This window comes from Campylobacter concisus, from assembly GCF_002092855.1.
GTDB classification, from domain to species: Bacteria; Campylobacterota; Campylobacteria; order Campylobacterales; family Campylobacteraceae; genus Campylobacter_A; species Campylobacter_A concisus_AI.
On the sequence record NZ_LVLC01000001.1, the window covers coordinates 287209 to 302764 of the forward strand.

General features: G+C 39.3%; 17 protein-coding genes. 1 reads left to right on the forward strand and 16 read right to left on the reverse strand.

Features of this window, described 5'->3' with window-relative positions; translation table 11 throughout:
• Positions 1–78 precede the first annotated feature (78 nt).
• The 11 genes from A3223_RS01430 to A3223_RS01480 all read right to left on the reverse strand — a co-directional run bounded on the left by A3223_RS01430 (position 79) and on the right by A3223_RS01480 (position 9510).
• Entirely contained in the window at positions 79–1887 is a 1809-nt protein-coding gene (locus tag A3223_RS01430) for a menaquinone biosynthesis decarboxylase (RefSeq protein WP_084108149.1), read from the reverse strand.
• Positions 1888–2216: 329 nt separating this feature from the next.
• Positions 2217–2582: an Imm10 family immunity protein gene (locus tag A3223_RS01435; RefSeq protein WP_084108151.1), complete on the reverse strand. Its 366-nt coding sequence runs from the start codon at positions 2580–2582 to the stop codon at positions 2217–2219.
• A 2-nt stretch (positions 2583–2584) separates the two neighbouring features.
• Positions 2585–3514 (reverse strand): hydroxymethylbilane synthase, encoded by a 930-nt coding sequence (hemC, locus tag A3223_RS01440; protein ID WP_084108154.1) that lies wholly within the window; start codon positions 3512–3514, stop codon positions 2585–2587.
• 8 nt (positions 3515–3522) lie between these two features.
• On the reverse strand, positions 3523–3957 hold the full coding sequence (locus A3223_RS01445; RefSeq protein ID WP_084108165.1) for an FxsA family protein: 435 nt from the start codon (positions 3955–3957) through the stop codon (positions 3523–3525).
• On the reverse strand, positions 3954–5654 hold the full coding sequence (locus tag A3223_RS01450) for a proline--tRNA ligase (RefSeq protein WP_084108168.1): 1701 nt from the start codon (positions 5652–5654) through the stop codon (positions 3954–3956). The genes A3223_RS01445 and A3223_RS01450 overlap by 4 nt, the downstream gene beginning before the upstream one ends.
• The gene (gene hemA, locus A3223_RS01455; protein ID WP_084108171.1) at positions 5644–6927 is read right to left on the reverse strand and encodes a glutamyl-tRNA reductase; all 1284 of its coding nucleotides are present in this window, start codon (positions 6925–6927) and stop codon (positions 5644–5646) included. The genes A3223_RS01450 and hemA overlap by 11 nt, the downstream gene beginning before the upstream one ends.
• Positions 6927–7820: a polyprenyl synthetase family protein gene (locus tag A3223_RS01460; RefSeq protein WP_084108174.1), complete on the reverse strand. Its 894-nt coding sequence runs from the start codon at positions 7818–7820 to the stop codon at positions 6927–6929. Before A3223_RS01460 ends, hemA begins: the two co-directional genes overlap by 1 nt.
• A 10-nt stretch (positions 7821–7830) precedes the next feature.
• On the reverse strand, positions 7831–8262 hold the full coding sequence (locus tag A3223_RS01465; protein WP_084108177.1) for a hypothetical protein: 432 nt from the start codon (positions 8260–8262) through the stop codon (positions 7831–7833).
• Positions 8255–8509 (reverse strand): DUF2018 family protein, encoded by a 255-nt coding sequence (locus A3223_RS01470; RefSeq protein ID WP_084108179.1) that lies wholly within the window; start codon positions 8507–8509, stop codon positions 8255–8257. Before A3223_RS01470 ends, A3223_RS01465 begins: the two co-directional genes overlap by 8 nt.
• Positions 8510–8557: 48 nt before the next feature.
• A complete protein-coding gene (locus A3223_RS01475; protein WP_084108181.1) occupies positions 8558–9181 on the reverse strand; it encodes an HAD family hydrolase in 624 nt (207 codons plus the stop codon).
• Positions 9178–9510, reverse strand: coding sequence for a hypothetical protein (locus A3223_RS01480; RefSeq protein ID WP_084108183.1), 333 nt, complete (start codon positions 9508–9510; stop codon positions 9178–9180). The genes A3223_RS01475 and A3223_RS01480 overlap by 4 nt, the downstream gene beginning before the upstream one ends.
• 106 nt (positions 9511–9616) lie before the next feature.
• Between A3223_RS01480 and A3223_RS01485 the strand changes: the two genes are divergently transcribed.
• Positions 9617–10888 (forward strand): O-acetylhomoserine aminocarboxypropyltransferase/cysteine synthase family protein, encoded by a 1272-nt coding sequence (locus A3223_RS01485; protein ID WP_084108184.1) that lies wholly within the window; start codon positions 9617–9619, stop codon positions 10886–10888.
• Between the two features lie 37 nt (positions 10889–10925).
• On the opposite strand, the gene A3223_RS01490 is transcribed toward A3223_RS01485, so the two are convergent.
• The 5 genes from A3223_RS01490 to A3223_RS01510 all read right to left on the reverse strand — a co-directional run bounded on the left by A3223_RS01490 (position 10926) and on the right by A3223_RS01510 (position 15461).
• The gene (locus A3223_RS01490) at positions 10926–11105 is read right to left on the reverse strand and encodes a transformation system protein (RefSeq protein ID WP_072594944.1); all 180 of its coding nucleotides are present in this window, start codon (positions 11103–11105) and stop codon (positions 10926–10928) included.
• Between the two features lie 505 nt (positions 11106–11610).
• On the reverse strand, positions 11611–13053 hold the full coding sequence (locus A3223_RS01495) for a potassium/proton antiporter (protein WP_084108186.1): 1443 nt from the start codon (positions 13051–13053) through the stop codon (positions 11611–11613).
• A gap of 20 nt (positions 13054–13073) precedes the next feature.
• Complete coding sequence (locus A3223_RS01500; RefSeq protein WP_021090991.1) at positions 13074–13511, reverse strand: hypothetical protein; 438 nt, start codon at positions 13509–13511, stop codon at positions 13074–13076.
• Between the two features lie 31 nt (positions 13512–13542).
• Entirely contained in the window at positions 13543–14784 is a 1242-nt protein-coding gene (locus A3223_RS01505; RefSeq protein WP_084108188.1) for an ArsS family sensor histidine kinase, read from the reverse strand.
• Entirely contained in the window at positions 14784–15461 is a 678-nt protein-coding gene (locus tag A3223_RS01510) for a response regulator transcription factor (protein WP_084108197.1), read from the reverse strand. Before A3223_RS01510 ends, A3223_RS01505 begins: the two co-directional genes overlap by 1 nt.
• Positions 15462–15556: the final 95 nt, after the last annotated feature.

The following is a 15556-nucleotide window of genomic DNA, read 5'->3' on the forward strand; positions in this document are numbered from 1 at the left end:
TGATTAAGCAAGTCTTATTAAAAATTTTAAATCCGCAGCAAAAAGTAAAATTTATAAATTTACTTGAGCACTTTAAAGCTAACCAAATATTTCAAATTTTTTAAATAATTCTGGGTCATCTTTTACTATACCGCGCTTAACTAGATCAGCAACTACTTCGCGGTCACAATCCGTTTGTAACGGCCAGCCACGCGTATATCCCTCTAGCTCGTCCTTGCTCGTCGCATCTACGCAGAAATTTTCACCATCTATGAAAATATCACGCAAAGCATCGATATTATTTGTCACACGCCAAAGTAGCATATATGGGTTTTCAAGGTGATTTTGCATATCTACAACGATAAGGAGTTTGAAAAATTCTCTAAATGTCAAAAGCTTGTCAAAAAGCTCTTTTACCACACAATCTTTTTCAAATTTCACCACACAAATAGGTGTTTTAGTATCCGATTTAAACTGCTTAAGCTCTTTTACATTTGGCGCTATACTTTGAAACTTAGCCAAAAGCTCGCTGTCGCTTAAAACCATAGGGTTAAATTTACAAAAATCCTGCGTCGCATCTACGCCGAGTTTGCCACCAAAACACGAGTTTGGGCTGGCGTGATCGAGCTGGTCGCACACACCTTGGCTTATTAGCACACTCTGACTACCAAAATAATTTAAAACAAAGCTAGTAAATTCATCATAGTCTTTAAGCTCAGGCGCATCGGCTCCAACAAAAATGGCATGTTTTACAAAGCTCATCTGCCCAACGCCCCAAAATGCGTGCATGGCCTGCTTTGCATGAGCTGGATAGAGCGTATTTATCTTGGCTAAGATTAGGTTGTGAAAAACGCCATTTTCAGGCATATTGTAGTCCAGTAGTTCAGGCACGGTCGTTCGCAAAAGTGGCAAAAAAACCCGCTCAGTCGCCCAGCCCATATATTTATCCTCAAGTGGCGGCTTTCCAACCACAGTCGCGTGAAATACCGGCTCATGCTTGCTAGTTATCGCCGTTACATCCATCACTGGAAAAGGCTCGATAGGCGTATAAAAGCCGGTATGATCGCCAAATGGCCCCTCAAGCTCGCACTTAGTCGTATCCACAAAGCCCTCTATCACGTAGTCTGCATCGTGCGGGACGTAAATTTCATTCGTTAAGGATTTTACAAGTTTGGCTGGCTCTTTGCGGATAAAACCATAAAGCAAAAGTTCAAAAATCCCCTTTGGAAGCGGTGCTTGCCCACACCAGATGTAGAGTGGATCGCCGCCAATGGCTACAGAGACTGGCATCTTTTTGCCTGCACGCTTGTACTCGTGAAAGAAATTTGCGCCGTCTTTGTGGATCTGCCAGTGCATGCCAAGGCGATTTTTGTCATAAATTTGCAGTCTATACATGCCTAAATTTTGCAAATTTCCATCCAAGCTTTGCGTATAGACCTGTCCCATCGTAATAAAAGCACCGCCATCATGCGGCCATGTCTTTAGCGCAGGTAGGCTCAAAAGGTCAGCCTCTTCGCCTATAAATTTTACTTGCTGGCACTCGCCCTCACCTTTTAATCTCTTAGTGAAAATTTTTCTCATATTAAAAAGATAGGTTAAAAAATCAAGCTTTTCTTTGAAATTTTCAGGTTTTTTGGGCTTTAAAAGCTTTTCTATCTCGGCTGCGATCTCATCAGGCTGCACGCCAAATATCAGCTCAAGTGCGTGTTTTGAGCCATAAATATTTGTAAGCACTGGGGCAAATTTACGCCCAGTTTTTTTGCAAACTGGGTTTTTAAAAAGTAGCGCTTGCGAACCCTCGCGCTTGACCTCGATATAGCTTGTGTGCGCGATCTCAAGATCAATATCTGCTGGCTCGTCGATGACGCGAAGTAGATTATTTTCTTTTAAAAGCTTGATGTAGTCCATATGTCGCCTTTTTGATTTTTGGGCGATTTTAGCCAAAAATAGCTGAAAAAGGCGAAGCAAAGCGGATGGCTATTATTTACCGCACGCACCGATAGCTATCAGAGTATCAATCGCTGTTTTGGACGCAGTCTTTACGATGTTGCTCGCCGTTTAAATAGACGCAAGCACTAAGTTATACTCCATTGTCATAACGTCCGCAAACTTGCGCTCAACACACAGCCGCACATGGCCGGCATACTTACGTCTTTTCAAAGTAATTCATTGCAAATTTTTTGTTAGGTTAAACACTGATGCCATCGTAGTTTTGAAAACGGCAGTAATTTTTTTAATTACTTCGATATGCTACATTTTAGTAGTTCGCCAAATATCTCTTTGCAGTATTTCATAAAGCGCTCATTAAGCTTTACACCCTCGACATCTACGCAAATAAGACTATCTTGCACCTCAAAAATGATACTCTTATCAGTGATCTTCACCCGATTGCAAGCGTTGTAGCAAATGTCGCCATTGCACTCGGCGTATAGGCCGTTTATCTCGGCGTTTTCGTCGTCGCCCTTTTTTAGTTTGATCGGTCTTTGAAAGATTATGTAGTTTTTGTAGTCATATTTGTCGTCTGCAAGACCGATCATATAGTAGTTGTCTTTGCTATTTTTTGTAGCACTTATGGCTTTTGCTTTAAAATTTAGCAAAAACACGCTTACGCCATCTCTTCAGCGCGCTTTAAAAGCTCTCTCGCCCCTTTTTCTATAAATTTATGCGCTAGCTCTTTGCCGATGCTTTGAAATTTATCTTTGCTAGTCTTTAAGCTATCTTTTATATACTCGCTTCCATCAGGCAGGCCAACGATCGCATCGATAGAAATTTCATCACCTTTTAGCCTTGCACTTATGCCTATTGGCACCTGGCAGCCACCCTCTAAAACGCTTACAAAATCACGCTCGATAGTCGTTTCTATAACTGCATTTTCGTCGTTTAGAAAAGAGATCTCATCTAAAATTTGCTTCTCATCTCTAGCCTCGACACCAAGAGCACCCTGACCCATCGCAGGTATCATCTCGTCAAAGCCAAATGTGTAGATATGTGCCACTTCAGCCTTGATATTTAAGCGATTTATGCCAGCCATCGCCAAAATGATCGCGTCAAATTCACCCTCTTTTAGCTTTCTAAGTCTAGTTTGCACATTTCCACGAAGCGAAATGATCTCAAGATCAGGCCTCATGATAAGTAGCTGCATCTTGCGGCGTAGGCTCGTTGTACCAACCTTTGCGCCGTGTGGCAAGTCGCTAAATTTAGCAAATTTCTCACTTATCATCGCATCTCTTGTGTCCTCACGTGAGCAAATGGCAGCAAGTTTAAGTCCTTCTGGAAAGACTACAGGGACGTCTTTTAGGCTATGCACGGCGATGTCAGTCTCGCCTTTTAGCATGCTATCTTCAAGCTCTTTTGTAAAAAGCCCTTTGCCACCGATCTTCGCAAGTGGCGTATCAAGGATCACGTCGCCCTTTGTCTTCATGCCAACAAGCTCAACTTTTATATCATTATGCTTTGATTCTATTCTAGCTTTGATATGCTCGCTTTGCCAAAGAGCTAAGATACTCTTTCTAGTTGCTATTTTTATCTCTTTCATCATCTCTCCTAATTTACTCTTTTTGGCTCTTCTATGACCTCAACATCGATGATCTCGCCATCATCTTTTTTATTAGCACTCTGCTCGCTAAAATTTTGAAATTTAAACTCCTGATAACTCTCGTTTTTTGCTACATTTTTCTTAAATATCAAAGAAAAAACGACTACGGCTATGCCAAAAATATCTGTTAAAATTCCTGGCAAAAATAAAAGCATTCCACCAAAGCTAAGCCCTAACTGGCTGAATAAATTTCCGCCAAGAAAGCTTTTAAACGCCACTTGAGGCGAATTTAAACTAGAAAATCCAGCATTAAAAAGAAGTGCGATGCCAACAAATCCAGAGACCAGCACCTCAAGAAAGTAGTTTAAAAAGCCAAATTTATCAACAAAAAGATAGATAAATATCGCTTCTATCAAAAAAAACAAAAATGCAAAAAATCTCATAAGCTTTCTTTTATCTTTTTAAAGGCTTCGTTTACGCCGATCGTTTCTTTGCTTAAACCATCTCTTGTTATAAACTCAACCTTGCCATTTGCAAATTCTTTACCCACAAGCAGCGCATAAGGGAAGCCGATGAGTTCAAAGTCATTCATCTTAACGCCAAATCTCTCGTTTCTATCATCGATGATGACGCTAACGCCAGCTTTTTTAAGGCTCTCATAAAGCTCAAATGCAAATTTTACGCCCTCTTCATCTTTTAAATTTGAAATGATGATCTCCACGTCAAACGGTGCGCACCCTTTTTTCCAGATGCAGCCCTTCTCATCGTGGCTAGCCTCTATCATTACGGCAATCAGCCTACTGATACCGATGCCGTAGCAGCCCATCAAAAATGGCTTTGCCTTGCCGTTTTCATCAAGATATGTCGCATTCATAGCAGCTGAATATTTATCGCCTAGTTGAAAGATATGACCAACTTCTATACCCTTGCTAAGTTTTAAATTTCCGCCACACTCTGGGCATTTATCACCCTCTTTTACCTTTACAAGGTCTTTAAATCTCTCTTCGTTAAATCCGCTAACACTAACGCCAACAAAGTGGTAATCCTTTTCGTTGGCACCACATATCATATTATTTGCGCCTTTTAGCTCGTTGTCTATGTAAAATTTCACATCTTTTAGCCCAACTGGCCCGCAAAATCCAGCCACAAGCCCAGCTTTTATAATCTCTTCTTCGCTAGCATCGACAAGTTCGAGCGCCTTGCAAGCATTTTGTGCCTTTGTCTCTTGAAGCTCATCATCGCCCCTTACAAAAAAGACCACAACTTCTTCTTTATCCTCATAGATCGCCTTTTTCATAACAGCTTTTATGCAGTAAAACTCGCTAACTTTGAAAAACTCTGCCACATCTTTTATCGTTTTTGCATTTGGCGTTAGAAATTTAGCCGCGTCCGCCTCTGGCGCCTCAGCCTCGCTAACTCTTGGTTTGCGTCTTGCAGCCTCAACGTTTGCAGCGTATCTGCAAGCCTCACAGCAAAGGATGTCGTCCTCGCCGTTACTTGCAAGCACCATAAATTCTTTACTGCCGCTACCGCCAATGGCTCCGCTATCAGCCTCAACAGCTCTAAAATTTAGCCCCAAACGGGTAAAAATCTTACTATAAGTTGCCTCCATAAGGTCAAACTCACGCTTTAGATCCTCTTTGCTCGAGTGAAAGCTATAAGCATCTTTCATCGTAAATTCGCGCCCTCTTAGCAAGCCAAAGCGTGGTCTCGCCTCGTCACGAAATTTGGTGTTTATCTGGTATAAATTTAGCGGTAGCTGCTTGTAGCTAGTCACCTTGCCACGTACCAAAGCAACGGCTGCCTCTTCGTTTGTCGGGCTTATAACAAAGTCATTATCCTTTCTATCTTTAAAACGCAAAAGCTCCTTGCCAAAGACATTGTAACGTCCACTTTGCTTCCAAAGCTCGCCTGAAGTGACCACGCTAAAGCTCACCTCTAGCGCACCAGCCTCATCCATCTCCTCTCGCGCGATGCGAGAAATTTTCTCATGCATGATCTTTCCAAGCGGTAGATAGTTGTAAAGCCCTGAGCCTATCTGCTCGACAAATCCACCTCTTATTAAAAATTTATGACTTGGTAAAGAGGCGTCTTTTGGTGCTTCTTTGGTAGTTGGTGCATAAAATTTACTAAATCTCATCTATATCTCCCACTTGAAAATTTTGCTCTTCTTTTATATCAAATAAAAATCTAACCCCATTTGAAAGCTCACTAGATCTCTCCTCATCCGCAAGACTTTTTAGCTTCATCGTTGGCTGATGTAAGAAGGCTTTAAAAACTTGATGAATGAGCTTTTGTGCCTCCTCATAATCACTATGCTTTAAATATCCTTTTTTTATCGCCTTTTCTAGCTCGTTTTTAGCACAAATTTCAGCTTGTTTGCGGATCGATTTTATGAGTGGCACACTCATATCTTCTTTTAAAATTTTTAAAAATTCGCTTGTGCCTTGACCTACGATCGAATAAGCCTTTTGTGCTTGCTCCTCTCTTAGGGCTAAATTTTTCCTTACTATCTCCTCTAAACTATCGACCGTATAGACGCTAATAAATTCCGTATTTATAAGGTCAATATCCCTTGGTACGGCAATATCAAAAAAGTATCTGTGAAATTCTCTTGGTTCGATTATAGCGTTTGTGATGATAGCGTGCGGGGCTGCGGTGCTTGAAAATATTAGATCATAATTATTCACATACTCTTTTAATTTTAAAATGCTATCCCAGCTAGCGTTGTCACCAAGGCTATCAACTAGCTGCTCAACACGCTCGGAGCTTCTGTTTATAATGATCACCTCTGCGCCACTTGAGATTAGGTGTTTTGCTGCCAGCTCGCCCATTTCGCCAGCGCCTATAACGATAGCCGTTTTACCTTCAAGCGTGCCAAAAATTTCTTTTGCTTTTGCCACAGCTACGCTTGAAACAGAGATCGGGTTTTTAGAAATTTGAGTTTCATTTCTAACTTTAGCAGCGCATTTACATGCATAGTGGATGATTTTACTGATTTGTTCGCCGCAAGCTGAGCTATCGTAAGCAAATTTAAAGGCATTTTTTAGCTGTCCAACGATCTGTGTTTCGCCGACAACTAGGCTATCAAGCGAGCTTGCCACGGCAAAGAGGTGGTGCACGGCTCCGCTATCTTCATAAATATCAGCCCTTTCATAAAGCTCATCTTCAAAAACACCTGAAAATACAGACATACACCTAAATGCATGCGTCGTTGCACTTTCTAGATCACTAACGCTTGCAATTATCTCGACGCGGTTGCATGTATTTAAAACCATGCATTCGTTTATACTTTTGTTTGATCTTAGTAGTTTTAAAATTTGCTCTTTTTTCTCATCGCTATCAAATGCAAGCTTTTCTCTAACTGAAATATCAGTATTTTTATATGTAAAACTTATATCTAAATAGTGCATCAAAATTCCCTATCTATCATGCTTTTTATGATCCCTTCAAGCTCAGCGTTTTTATACTCTTTTATCGCTTCTATCGCTTCATTTCCAAGCCTTTTTGCTTCATTTACTGCTTTTTGAAGAGAATTTGTCTTAATAAATTCCTCTTTTAGCCATGAAATTTCGCCAGCATTTAGCTTCTTTGACCAAAGCGATCTAAGCTTTGTCTTACCAGCTTCGTCTAAGCTCTTATAAAGATAAATGTAAGGAAGTGTAGTTTTGCCTTCGACAAAGTCATTGAGTGCTGGCTTGCCAAGCGTTTTCTCATCTTGAGTTATGTCTAAGATGTCATCAACGATCTGAAACGCAAGACCTAAATTTTTGCCATAAATTCCAAATTTCTCACTATCTTTGCCAGCTAGCTTTGCCCCGCAAATAGCCGTGGCTTCTATCAAAACAGCTGTTTTATAGTAGATCATTTTTAAATATTCTTGCTCGTTTTCATTAAAATTTTCAGCCATTTTCACATCCATCATCTCGCCGATACTTAGCTTGCTGACTGCATCTGAGATGATAGCCGCGATACTTGGATCAAATTTTGTAAGCTCAAAATAAGCCTTTGAGTAGAGGATGTCGCCCAACATAACCGAGTTTTTACTACCAAAAAGTGCGTTTATACTTGGCTTGCCACGCCTTATATTTGCCTCGTCTATGACGTCGTCGTGCAGTAAGCTTGCAAGGTGGATGAGCTCGATGATAGCGCAAAGTTTAAGTGAAATTTCGCTCTCTCCTGCGATTTTTAAAAGAAGTTTTGAGCGTAGCTTCTTGCCTGAGCTTATCTTTAAAAACATCTCAAACGCCTCTTTGTAGCCAAGCTCGCTTATAAATTTACCCATTATTTCATCGATTTTATCCATTTTTATCCTTCTATTTAGCCTCATCTGGATCTCTAAAACCCACATCCACGCGCTTGCTTTCATCTAGCAACGCAACCCTAAAATGCGCCTTTTTATCCCTAAAATCAATAAATGATATGTAAAGGCTCACGCTCTCGTTTGGCGGCATCATAAAATCAGGCAAAACTCGCTGCATGTAGGTGTTTTGTCCTTGTCTTAGCGAAAAGACTATCTGCCTTGGATAGCGCCTAAAAAAGCTTTGCACAGTGATATTTGTGCTATCAAACAGCGTCCAGCGAAAGTCAAAAGTCTCAACCCTTTGGGTTCGCTTTTCAGTTATAAAGACCCTAGCCCACTCATCTTTTTTAAGCTCAAATGTATGCACTGAGCTTGGGTCAAAATTTGGCTCTTTTGCAAAAACAAGAGCAGCAAGCAAAGCAATGAGCGCAAAAATTCTACTCATTTTGGCTTAAAATTTCTCCGCTAAGCTCGATATATAGGTCATTTACTCCGTTATAAACTTTATCTTGCTCTAAGGCCATAAAATTTCTGATCTCATCTTCGCCAATGCCATGCTTTTCGCAAAGCTCGCTCATAGCCACAAATTTCTCAAAAATTTTATCTATCTCGTTTTTAACTAAAACGGCATTTGCGTTAAACAAAATGTCATAAAATTTATCCCTCGCACTGCCCTCAAATATATCTATCATCGCTGTTTCTTTGAAAATTTATTAAGATTATAGCCAATTAAAACTAAGTTAAAAATTTAATATTATCTCCCACGCCTCGCTAACATTTTTGGCGTTATACGTGGCAGTTTTGCTCTCCTCGCCAAATCCCCAGCAAACTTGCACATAAGGTATATTTGCATTTTTAGCCGCTAGCTCGTCTTTTAGGCTATCTCCTACAAAGATCGCCTTATCAGCTCCTGTTTTACTGACAGCTAGGTGAAGCATCGCAGGATCTGGCTTTTGCGGTATCTCCTTGCTAGCGCCGATGACCTCGTCAAATAGCTCATAAATTTCATTTTTCTTTAAAATTTTCTCTAGCGTATCGTGCGGTGCATTGCTTGCCAAAACGACCTTATAGTGAGCCTCTTTGCACTTTTGTAAAAGCTCTTTTACGCCCTCATAGGTAGTCGCACACTCATCGTAAAATTTCTTAAATTTCTCTTCAAAGCCCTCTTTTAAGCTCCTGCTTGGCGTGTCGATGCCATAAAACTCAAGGGCTAAATTTCTACCTGGTTCATTGATCGCTTTTATGATAAATTCTTTTTCAAGTGGCGATAAATTTAGCTCATCTCTTACTTCATTTACCGTTTTATATATCGCCTCGCCACTATCGATTACAGTGCCATCCATATCGAAAATAACTGCTTTCAATCCTCATCCTTAAATCTATTTTTATGTTTTTCTTTTTTATATGTCTTTTGATTTTTGAGCTTATCAAGCAGGTTTGCCGCCTTTAAAAGCTCCTCTTTTGGGGCGTTTTTGATAAGCAAATTTATAAAATTTTCTAGCGCCTTTGAGTATGGCTGATCAAGATAGACAGCCTCTACTTTTTCGATGACTTTTGCGTTTTTCTCCACTCTTTGGCGAAATTCAGCCTCGTCAAAGTCATCTCTTTTTAGACCATTTATCGCTGATTTTGCAAATTTTTCTAGCGCACGAAGATACTTTACGCGTTTAAATTTGTCCGTAACTTGGTTCAAATTTTTCCTTTTTTTGGCGAAATTATATCAAAATTTGATTTTATCCCCTAAATTTTGGCTTTACTAATGTATAATTTACGTAAAAATTACCAAACAAGGAGCAAAAATGAAGCAAGAAACCGCTGCGATCCACGTAGGCTACGACACAAACGAGGGCTTTGGCACGATGGCTGTGCCTATTTTTCAAAGCACGGCTTATGACTTTGGAAGCGCCGAGGTTGCGGCTGCTAGGTTTGAGCTAAAAGATGGCGGCCACATCTACACTAGGCTTGCCAACCCAACGACAGACGTCTTTGAAAAAAGAGTAGCTGCACTTGAGGGTGGAGCCGCTGCGATAGCGACTGCAAGCGGTCAGGCAGCGTTGTTTTACAGCATAATAAATTTAGCCCAAGCAGGCGATAACATCATCATTGCTAAGAAAATTTATGGCGGCACGACGGTGCTTTTTACGCACACACTAAAAAGATTTGGCATAGAGGCTAGAGTCTTTGACAGCGACACGGCTGATGATCTAGAGGGCTTTATAGATGATAAAACGAGGGCTATATTTTTTGAAACGCTCTCAAATCCGCAAATTTCCATCCCAAATATCGAGAAAATAGTAGAAATCGCAAACAAATATGGCATCATCAGCATCACCGATAACACAGTGCCAACGCCTATCATCTTTCAGCCACTTCGCCACGGCGTCGATGTTTGCGTGCATAGCGCTAGCAAATATATGAGCGGTCAGGGTCTTAGCCTAGCAGGTGTGGTCGTAAGCGCAAATCACCTAAACGAAAAGCTAAAAGGCAACAAACGATATGAGCACTTTAACCTGCCAGACGCGAGTTATCACGACATCGTCTATGCCGATATGACGGACAACTTCGACATCTATACACTAAGAATGAGGCTTGCTATCGTGCGTGACATCGGCGCTGTGATATCTCCGTTTAACTCTTGGCAGCTCATACAAGGTCTCGAAACGCTTGCTGTTAGAGTTGAGAGGCACTCACAAAATGCCCTAAAAGTGGCCAAATTTCTAAACTCTCACAAGCATATAAAAAGCGTAGCATACCCAGGACTTGCTGACAACGTAGATCACGCAAAGGCTCAAAAATACTTTAAAGACGGCATGGCTAGCGGGCTATTTTGCTTTGAAACCGATAGCTTTGAGCGCGCAAAAAAGATGCTAGAGCGCGTAAAACTCTTTAAGATCGTGGTAAATATCGGCGACACAAAGTCGCTCATCACGCATCCAGCATCGACTACGCACCAACAGCTAAGCAGTGAAGAGCTCATCAAAGCTGGCATCACAAAAGAGCTGATAAGAGTTAGCATAGGCCTTGAAAATGCTGAGGATCTGATAGCTGATCTGGCTCAAGCTTTAGAATAAAGAAATTTCTAGCTCATTTGGGCTAGAAATTTAAATTTTACTCAAGCTTGCCATGTATCCTCTCGCACTCTTTTGCTTGCCTTATAAATTTTATAACGAAAAAGATGACAAGTAGCGGCACGCTTATATACCAAAAGGCAAAAAAGGCGAGCAGAAAAAACATAAATAAGAATGTTGCAAAATATACCAGGACTGCAAGGATGATACTATCAAGCATTTTGCCTCCCATTTTGCTAGTGTTTTAGTGATTTTATAAAAAGCAAAATAAAATGAGACTGAACGGATTTGTTTTGGCCTTAAAATTTGAGCTAAGCGATAAGCGAAGCTAAATTTTAGTAGGTAATTTTGCATATATGAAGCTCAGGCAAATTTTAAAATTTCATGAACAAGCAATTTCGGCTCTGATTTTAGTGGCAAGCTTTGCGAGGCCTAAAATCAGTAGTCAATTCTTGTGAGTGAATGAAAGTTTTAAAATTTGCTTTGAGGTGTAAATTTATCAAAAGGGAGACAAGGGGACTCAAGTTACGGTCTGCTTGCAGTTGCGAGCTTGCGAAGCAAAGCCGTCCCCTTATCCCCCTTTTTAAATCCCCCAAACCCCTCACACGTTAGAGGTGCATGCTTTAGTGCTTCGCACTGCATGCAGTTTTATTTTTTAAAATTTATCGTGTGTTATAAATTTATAAAATCAAAATTCAGCATCAAACGATGACAAAACTTAAAAATTAATACGTTAAATACTTAATAGTATCTTGGTAAAGCACTTGATTTTCACATTGTATCAGCAGCAAGTCATTTTCTTCAAAGATTGTTGAGCCAGTCGGCTTTTGATACTCGTTTTTACGCTTTATTAGGATTATTAAAAACTCAGTTGGAAGCTCAAGCTGAGCCAAATCTTTGCCAATTAGTTTTGAGCCATAGTGAATGGTATGCTGGTGAAGTGTGTAGCTTAAGATCGGCGAGTTTTCTACCAGTTTAGTATCCTCTTGCTCACTCTCTTTAACCTTAAATTTATCAGCTGCAAAGCCAAGTGACATACCTTGTATCAAAATAGAAATCAAAACCATAAAAAATATAATGTTAAAAATCATATCCGCATCACGTACGCCATCGACATAAACATAGGTAGCTAGCACAACTGGCACAACGCCTCTTAGCCCAACCCAAGAGATAAAAATTTGCTCATTTATCTTAAATTTTGAAAAAGCAAGCGATGCAAAAACACCAAGTGGCCTTGCAAAAAACATAAGCCATAAGGCCAAAACAAGCGCCATTAGTGCCGTTGCTGGAAGTTCGGAAGGATTTACCAAAAGACCAAGCGTCAAAAAGACAACTATCTGCATCGTCCAAGCGATACCGTCATGAAAACCGACTAAATTTTTCTTATGAGAAAACTCTTTTTTATTTATAAAAATTCCAGCTATATAGACAGCCAAATAGCCATTGCCACCAACCTTAAAGCAAAGTGTGTATAAAAGCAATATCCAAGCGATAGAAAAAACTGGATAAAGGCCCCAGCTTTTTAGGCGAAGTCTATTAAAGATGGCTGGCAAAGCAACGCCAAATAAATAGCCCATAGCGATACCTATGCCAAACTGCTTAACTAGTGTAATAGCCCACTCAGATACTGTCGGCGTGGTATTTAGTGAGATCATTTGAATGATCGTCATAGTTAGAAATATTGCCATTGGATCGTTTGAGCCAGATTCAAGTTCAAGCAATGGCGCAATGCTATTTTTAAGTGAAATTTTCTTGGCTCTTAGTATGGCAAATACTGCTGCTGCATCTGTCGAAGAGATGATGGAACCTAGCAAAAATGCCTCTGCCCAAGTAAAATCAAGCAGATATTTTGCTACTGGAGCGATAGCTAGTGCAGTTAAAAAAACACCTAGTGTTGCAAGAGCCAAACCTCTACCAAAAATCGGTTTAATCGCTGCAAAATCAGTATCTAGCCCACCAGCATAAAGTATAAATATGAGTGCCAGCATGCCGACATTTTGAGCGATTACTTGGTCGTCAAAATTTACACCAAGCAGCCCGTCTGAGCCAGCCAGCATGCCAACACCTAAAAATATTATTAAAGATGGAATTCCAAATTTATCAGAGATATTACTAAGAAGAATACTAGTTATAAGCAAAACTGCAAAAAATAGTAGTAAATTCTCCAAACAAGCTCCACAAAATTATATTAAATCATGCTTTCAAAAGCTTCAAATTTTTCTTGATTTGAAAGCATTTCAAGCAATACACCGTAATTATCTTTTATCTCATCTTGAAGCTTAGTAGTAAGCTCTTTAGCGTTTCTTCCGTCTTTTGGATAGCTTACTATCAAATCAATTGGCTCAGCGTTTAAAAACTCTTGAATACCAGATAATAGTTCGCTAGCTCCTCTTTCATTTGTTCCATGAAGCACGACCACATAATGTTCATTCTCTCTTACAACGACGTCAGTTTGTCTTAAAAATTTTTCAAATAGTTCACTATACTCTTTAGTACTTGGCAAAGAAAAATATATCAAAGATAAATTTTTTGCATAATCTTTTACATTTTTATAACGATTTATAAAAGCTATCTCAAGATCTATTATTGATAAGATATCAACTGGTGAGAAAATTTTTGCTGCCATTTTTAGCCCTCTTTTGTTTATTATGTTTTATTTAAGTCACTATTATATCTTGTAAATTTTCAAAAACAAAGACATTCATTCCGTTTTTGTATTCATATCTAAATTTGAGCCCATGCGCTTCAAGTATATTGCTAACTATATATAAACCAAGACCAAAACTCTTTTGAGTATCCTCTCCTTTGATAAATGGCTGGACATAAAAGTCAAGATCATTTTTTAGCTTCTCACCTTGAGTTATAAATTTCATATGATCCTTGCTAACAACGATATTTACATGCTTATCAGTTGAATATTTTATGCCATTGTCTATCATATTTTTTATAGCGACTGAAAATAGCTTGAAATCAACAAGCACCCTAACCTCATCAAGCTCACTGATACCAACACACTCTTTTTCTACCATGGCTATATCGATAGCCTCATCGATGAGATCCCTCATAAAACATGGAGTTTTATTGCTAAGTCCTATTTTTGATGTTATCTGCTCTATCGCTGCAAGTTCGTTTATTAAATTTTCAAGCTTGTGAAAGACAGAGATTAGCCTTTCTTGATTTTTACTTTTTTCTATCATTTGAGCTGCTATTAGGCCTTTTGTGATAGGAGTTTTTAGCTCGTGCATGATATTTCTTAAGAAAAGATGCCTTGAGTCATTAAGCGCCTTGATCTGACAAACTGCCTCATAAAATGCCTCTGAAACTTCAGAAATTTCATCCTTGCCGTTGCCAACATTTTGTACGCCGTCAAGCTCACCATTTGCAAATTTTACGATCTGACGCTTTAGCTTTCTAAGCGGTTTTATCTTATAGATAACAAAAATGTAAGCACCTAACAAAATGACCGCAACCACCAAAAAAACAGCCTTTATCACCTCGTATCTGTAAGGCTGAAATTCCTTATCCATTAAAAGCTTTAGCTCGTCTAAATGCTCAATCCTTAAGTAGTGGTGCTTGTCATAAAGCAAGATCGCACTTGAGCCTAGATCGCTTGAAATTTCTTCTAAAACGGTTGCTTGCTTTAAAATTTCATCCTTTTTCTTCTCGTCTTTTATCTCTGGCATATCGATATTTGAAAGTTGGCGGTCGTACTGAGTTTTATTTATGATGCCACCCATATAAAACAAATTTGTCCTAGCGACGTTTGAGTATTTGTTATTTAGCTCTCTTGTATAGTTTTGCTTATCAAAGCCCATGAGCCACAAAAAGGCTAGAAATATCGAAACAAGCGCAAGGGCAAAGATAAAAGTTATGGTTATAAAAATAGACGATCTTGGCATCAAAGAACCAATTTATAGCCGATACCACGGATCGCGTGGATGTATTTTGGCTCTTTTGGATTTTCATTTAGTTTTTGGCGAATCCTGCCGATGATGACGTCAATACTTTTGTTTGAGCTATCTTCATTTATGCTCTCGCAGTTATAGATGAGTTCCTCTCTAGTAACCGCTCCGCCCTCTTTTAAAAGTAGATATTTTAAGATGTCGTATTCTGCGGCAGTTAAATTTAGCACGTTTCCTTTAAATAAAATTTCATGTTCAAACTCTTTTAAAACCAGGTCCTTATTTAAATTTCTCGCCTCAATTGCTGGGGTGATACTCTGCCTTCTTAGATGACTTTTGATACGAGCCAAAAGCTCTTGTGGGTCATATGGCTTTGGCAAATAATCATCCGCTCCATTATCAAGAGCATTTACCTTATCCGTTATATCATGTCTTGCACTTGATATGATAATAGGAATATTGTGATTTTTCCTGATCTCTTTACAAACTTCTAATCCGTCCATACCAGGCAATGTAAGATCTAGTATAACTAGGTCAAATTTACTTGTATTTAGCGTAGATAGTCCGATATATGGCTCTTCGGCAGTCACTACTTCAATATCATAGTTTTCTAGATATTCGGTTAAAATTTCAGCAAGCTCCATATCATCTTCTATCATTAAAATTCTAGTCATGATCTTTCCTGTTGTAAATTTATTTTTAAGGATTATAGCAGATTAAGATTTTAAAAATTTAAAAGGGTTAAGAGCTGAAATTTCAGCTCTTAGAT

Excerpts from the sequence above, each read along its gene's own strand:
- A3223_RS01460 (WP_084108174.1), bottom strand. The coding sequence starts at position 7,820 with ATGGATAAAATCGATGAAATAATGGGTAAATTTATAAGCGAGCTTGGC.
- A3223_RS01505 (WP_084108188.1), bottom strand. The coding sequence starts at position 14,784 with ATGCCAAGATCGTCTATTTTTATAACCATAACTTTTATCTTTGCCCTT.
- A3223_RS01500 (WP_021090991.1), bottom strand. The coding sequence starts at position 13,511 with ATGGCAGCAAAAATTTTCTCACCAGTTGATATCTTATCAATAATAGAT.
- A3223_RS01450 (WP_084108168.1), bottom strand. The coding sequence starts at position 5,654 with ATGAGATTTAGTAAATTTTATGCACCAACTACCAAAGAAGCACCAAAA.
- hemC (WP_084108154.1), bottom strand. The coding sequence starts at position 3,514 with ATGAAAGAGATAAAAATAGCAACTAGAAAGAGTATCTTAGCTCTTTGG.
- A3223_RS01490 (WP_072594944.1), bottom strand. The coding sequence starts at position 11,105 with ATGCTTGATAGTATCATCCTTGCAGTCCTGGTATATTTTGCAACATTC.
- A3223_RS01485 (WP_084108184.1), top strand. The coding sequence starts at position 9,617 with ATGAAGCAAGAAACCGCTGCGATCCACGTAGGCTACGACACAAACGAG.
- hemA (WP_084108171.1), bottom strand. The coding sequence starts at position 6,927 with ATGCACTATTTAGATATAAGTTTTACATATAAAAATACTGATATTTCA.
- A3223_RS01465 (WP_084108177.1), bottom strand. The coding sequence starts at position 8,262 with ATGAGTAGAATTTTTGCGCTCATTGCTTTGCTTGCTGCTCTTGTTTTT.
- A3223_RS01510 (WP_084108197.1), bottom strand. The coding sequence starts at position 15,461 with ATGACTAGAATTTTAATGATAGAAGATGATATGGAGCTTGCTGAAATT.
- A3223_RS01470 (WP_084108179.1), bottom strand. The coding sequence starts at position 8,509 with ATGATAGATATATTTGAGGGCAGTGCGAGGGATAAATTTTATGACATT.
- A3223_RS01430 (WP_084108149.1), bottom strand. The coding sequence starts at position 1,887 with ATGGACTACATCAAGCTTTTAAAAGAAAATAATCTACTTCGCGTCATC.
- A3223_RS01445 (WP_084108165.1), bottom strand. The coding sequence starts at position 3,957 with ATGAGATTTTTTGCATTTTTGTTTTTTTTGATAGAAGCGATATTTATC.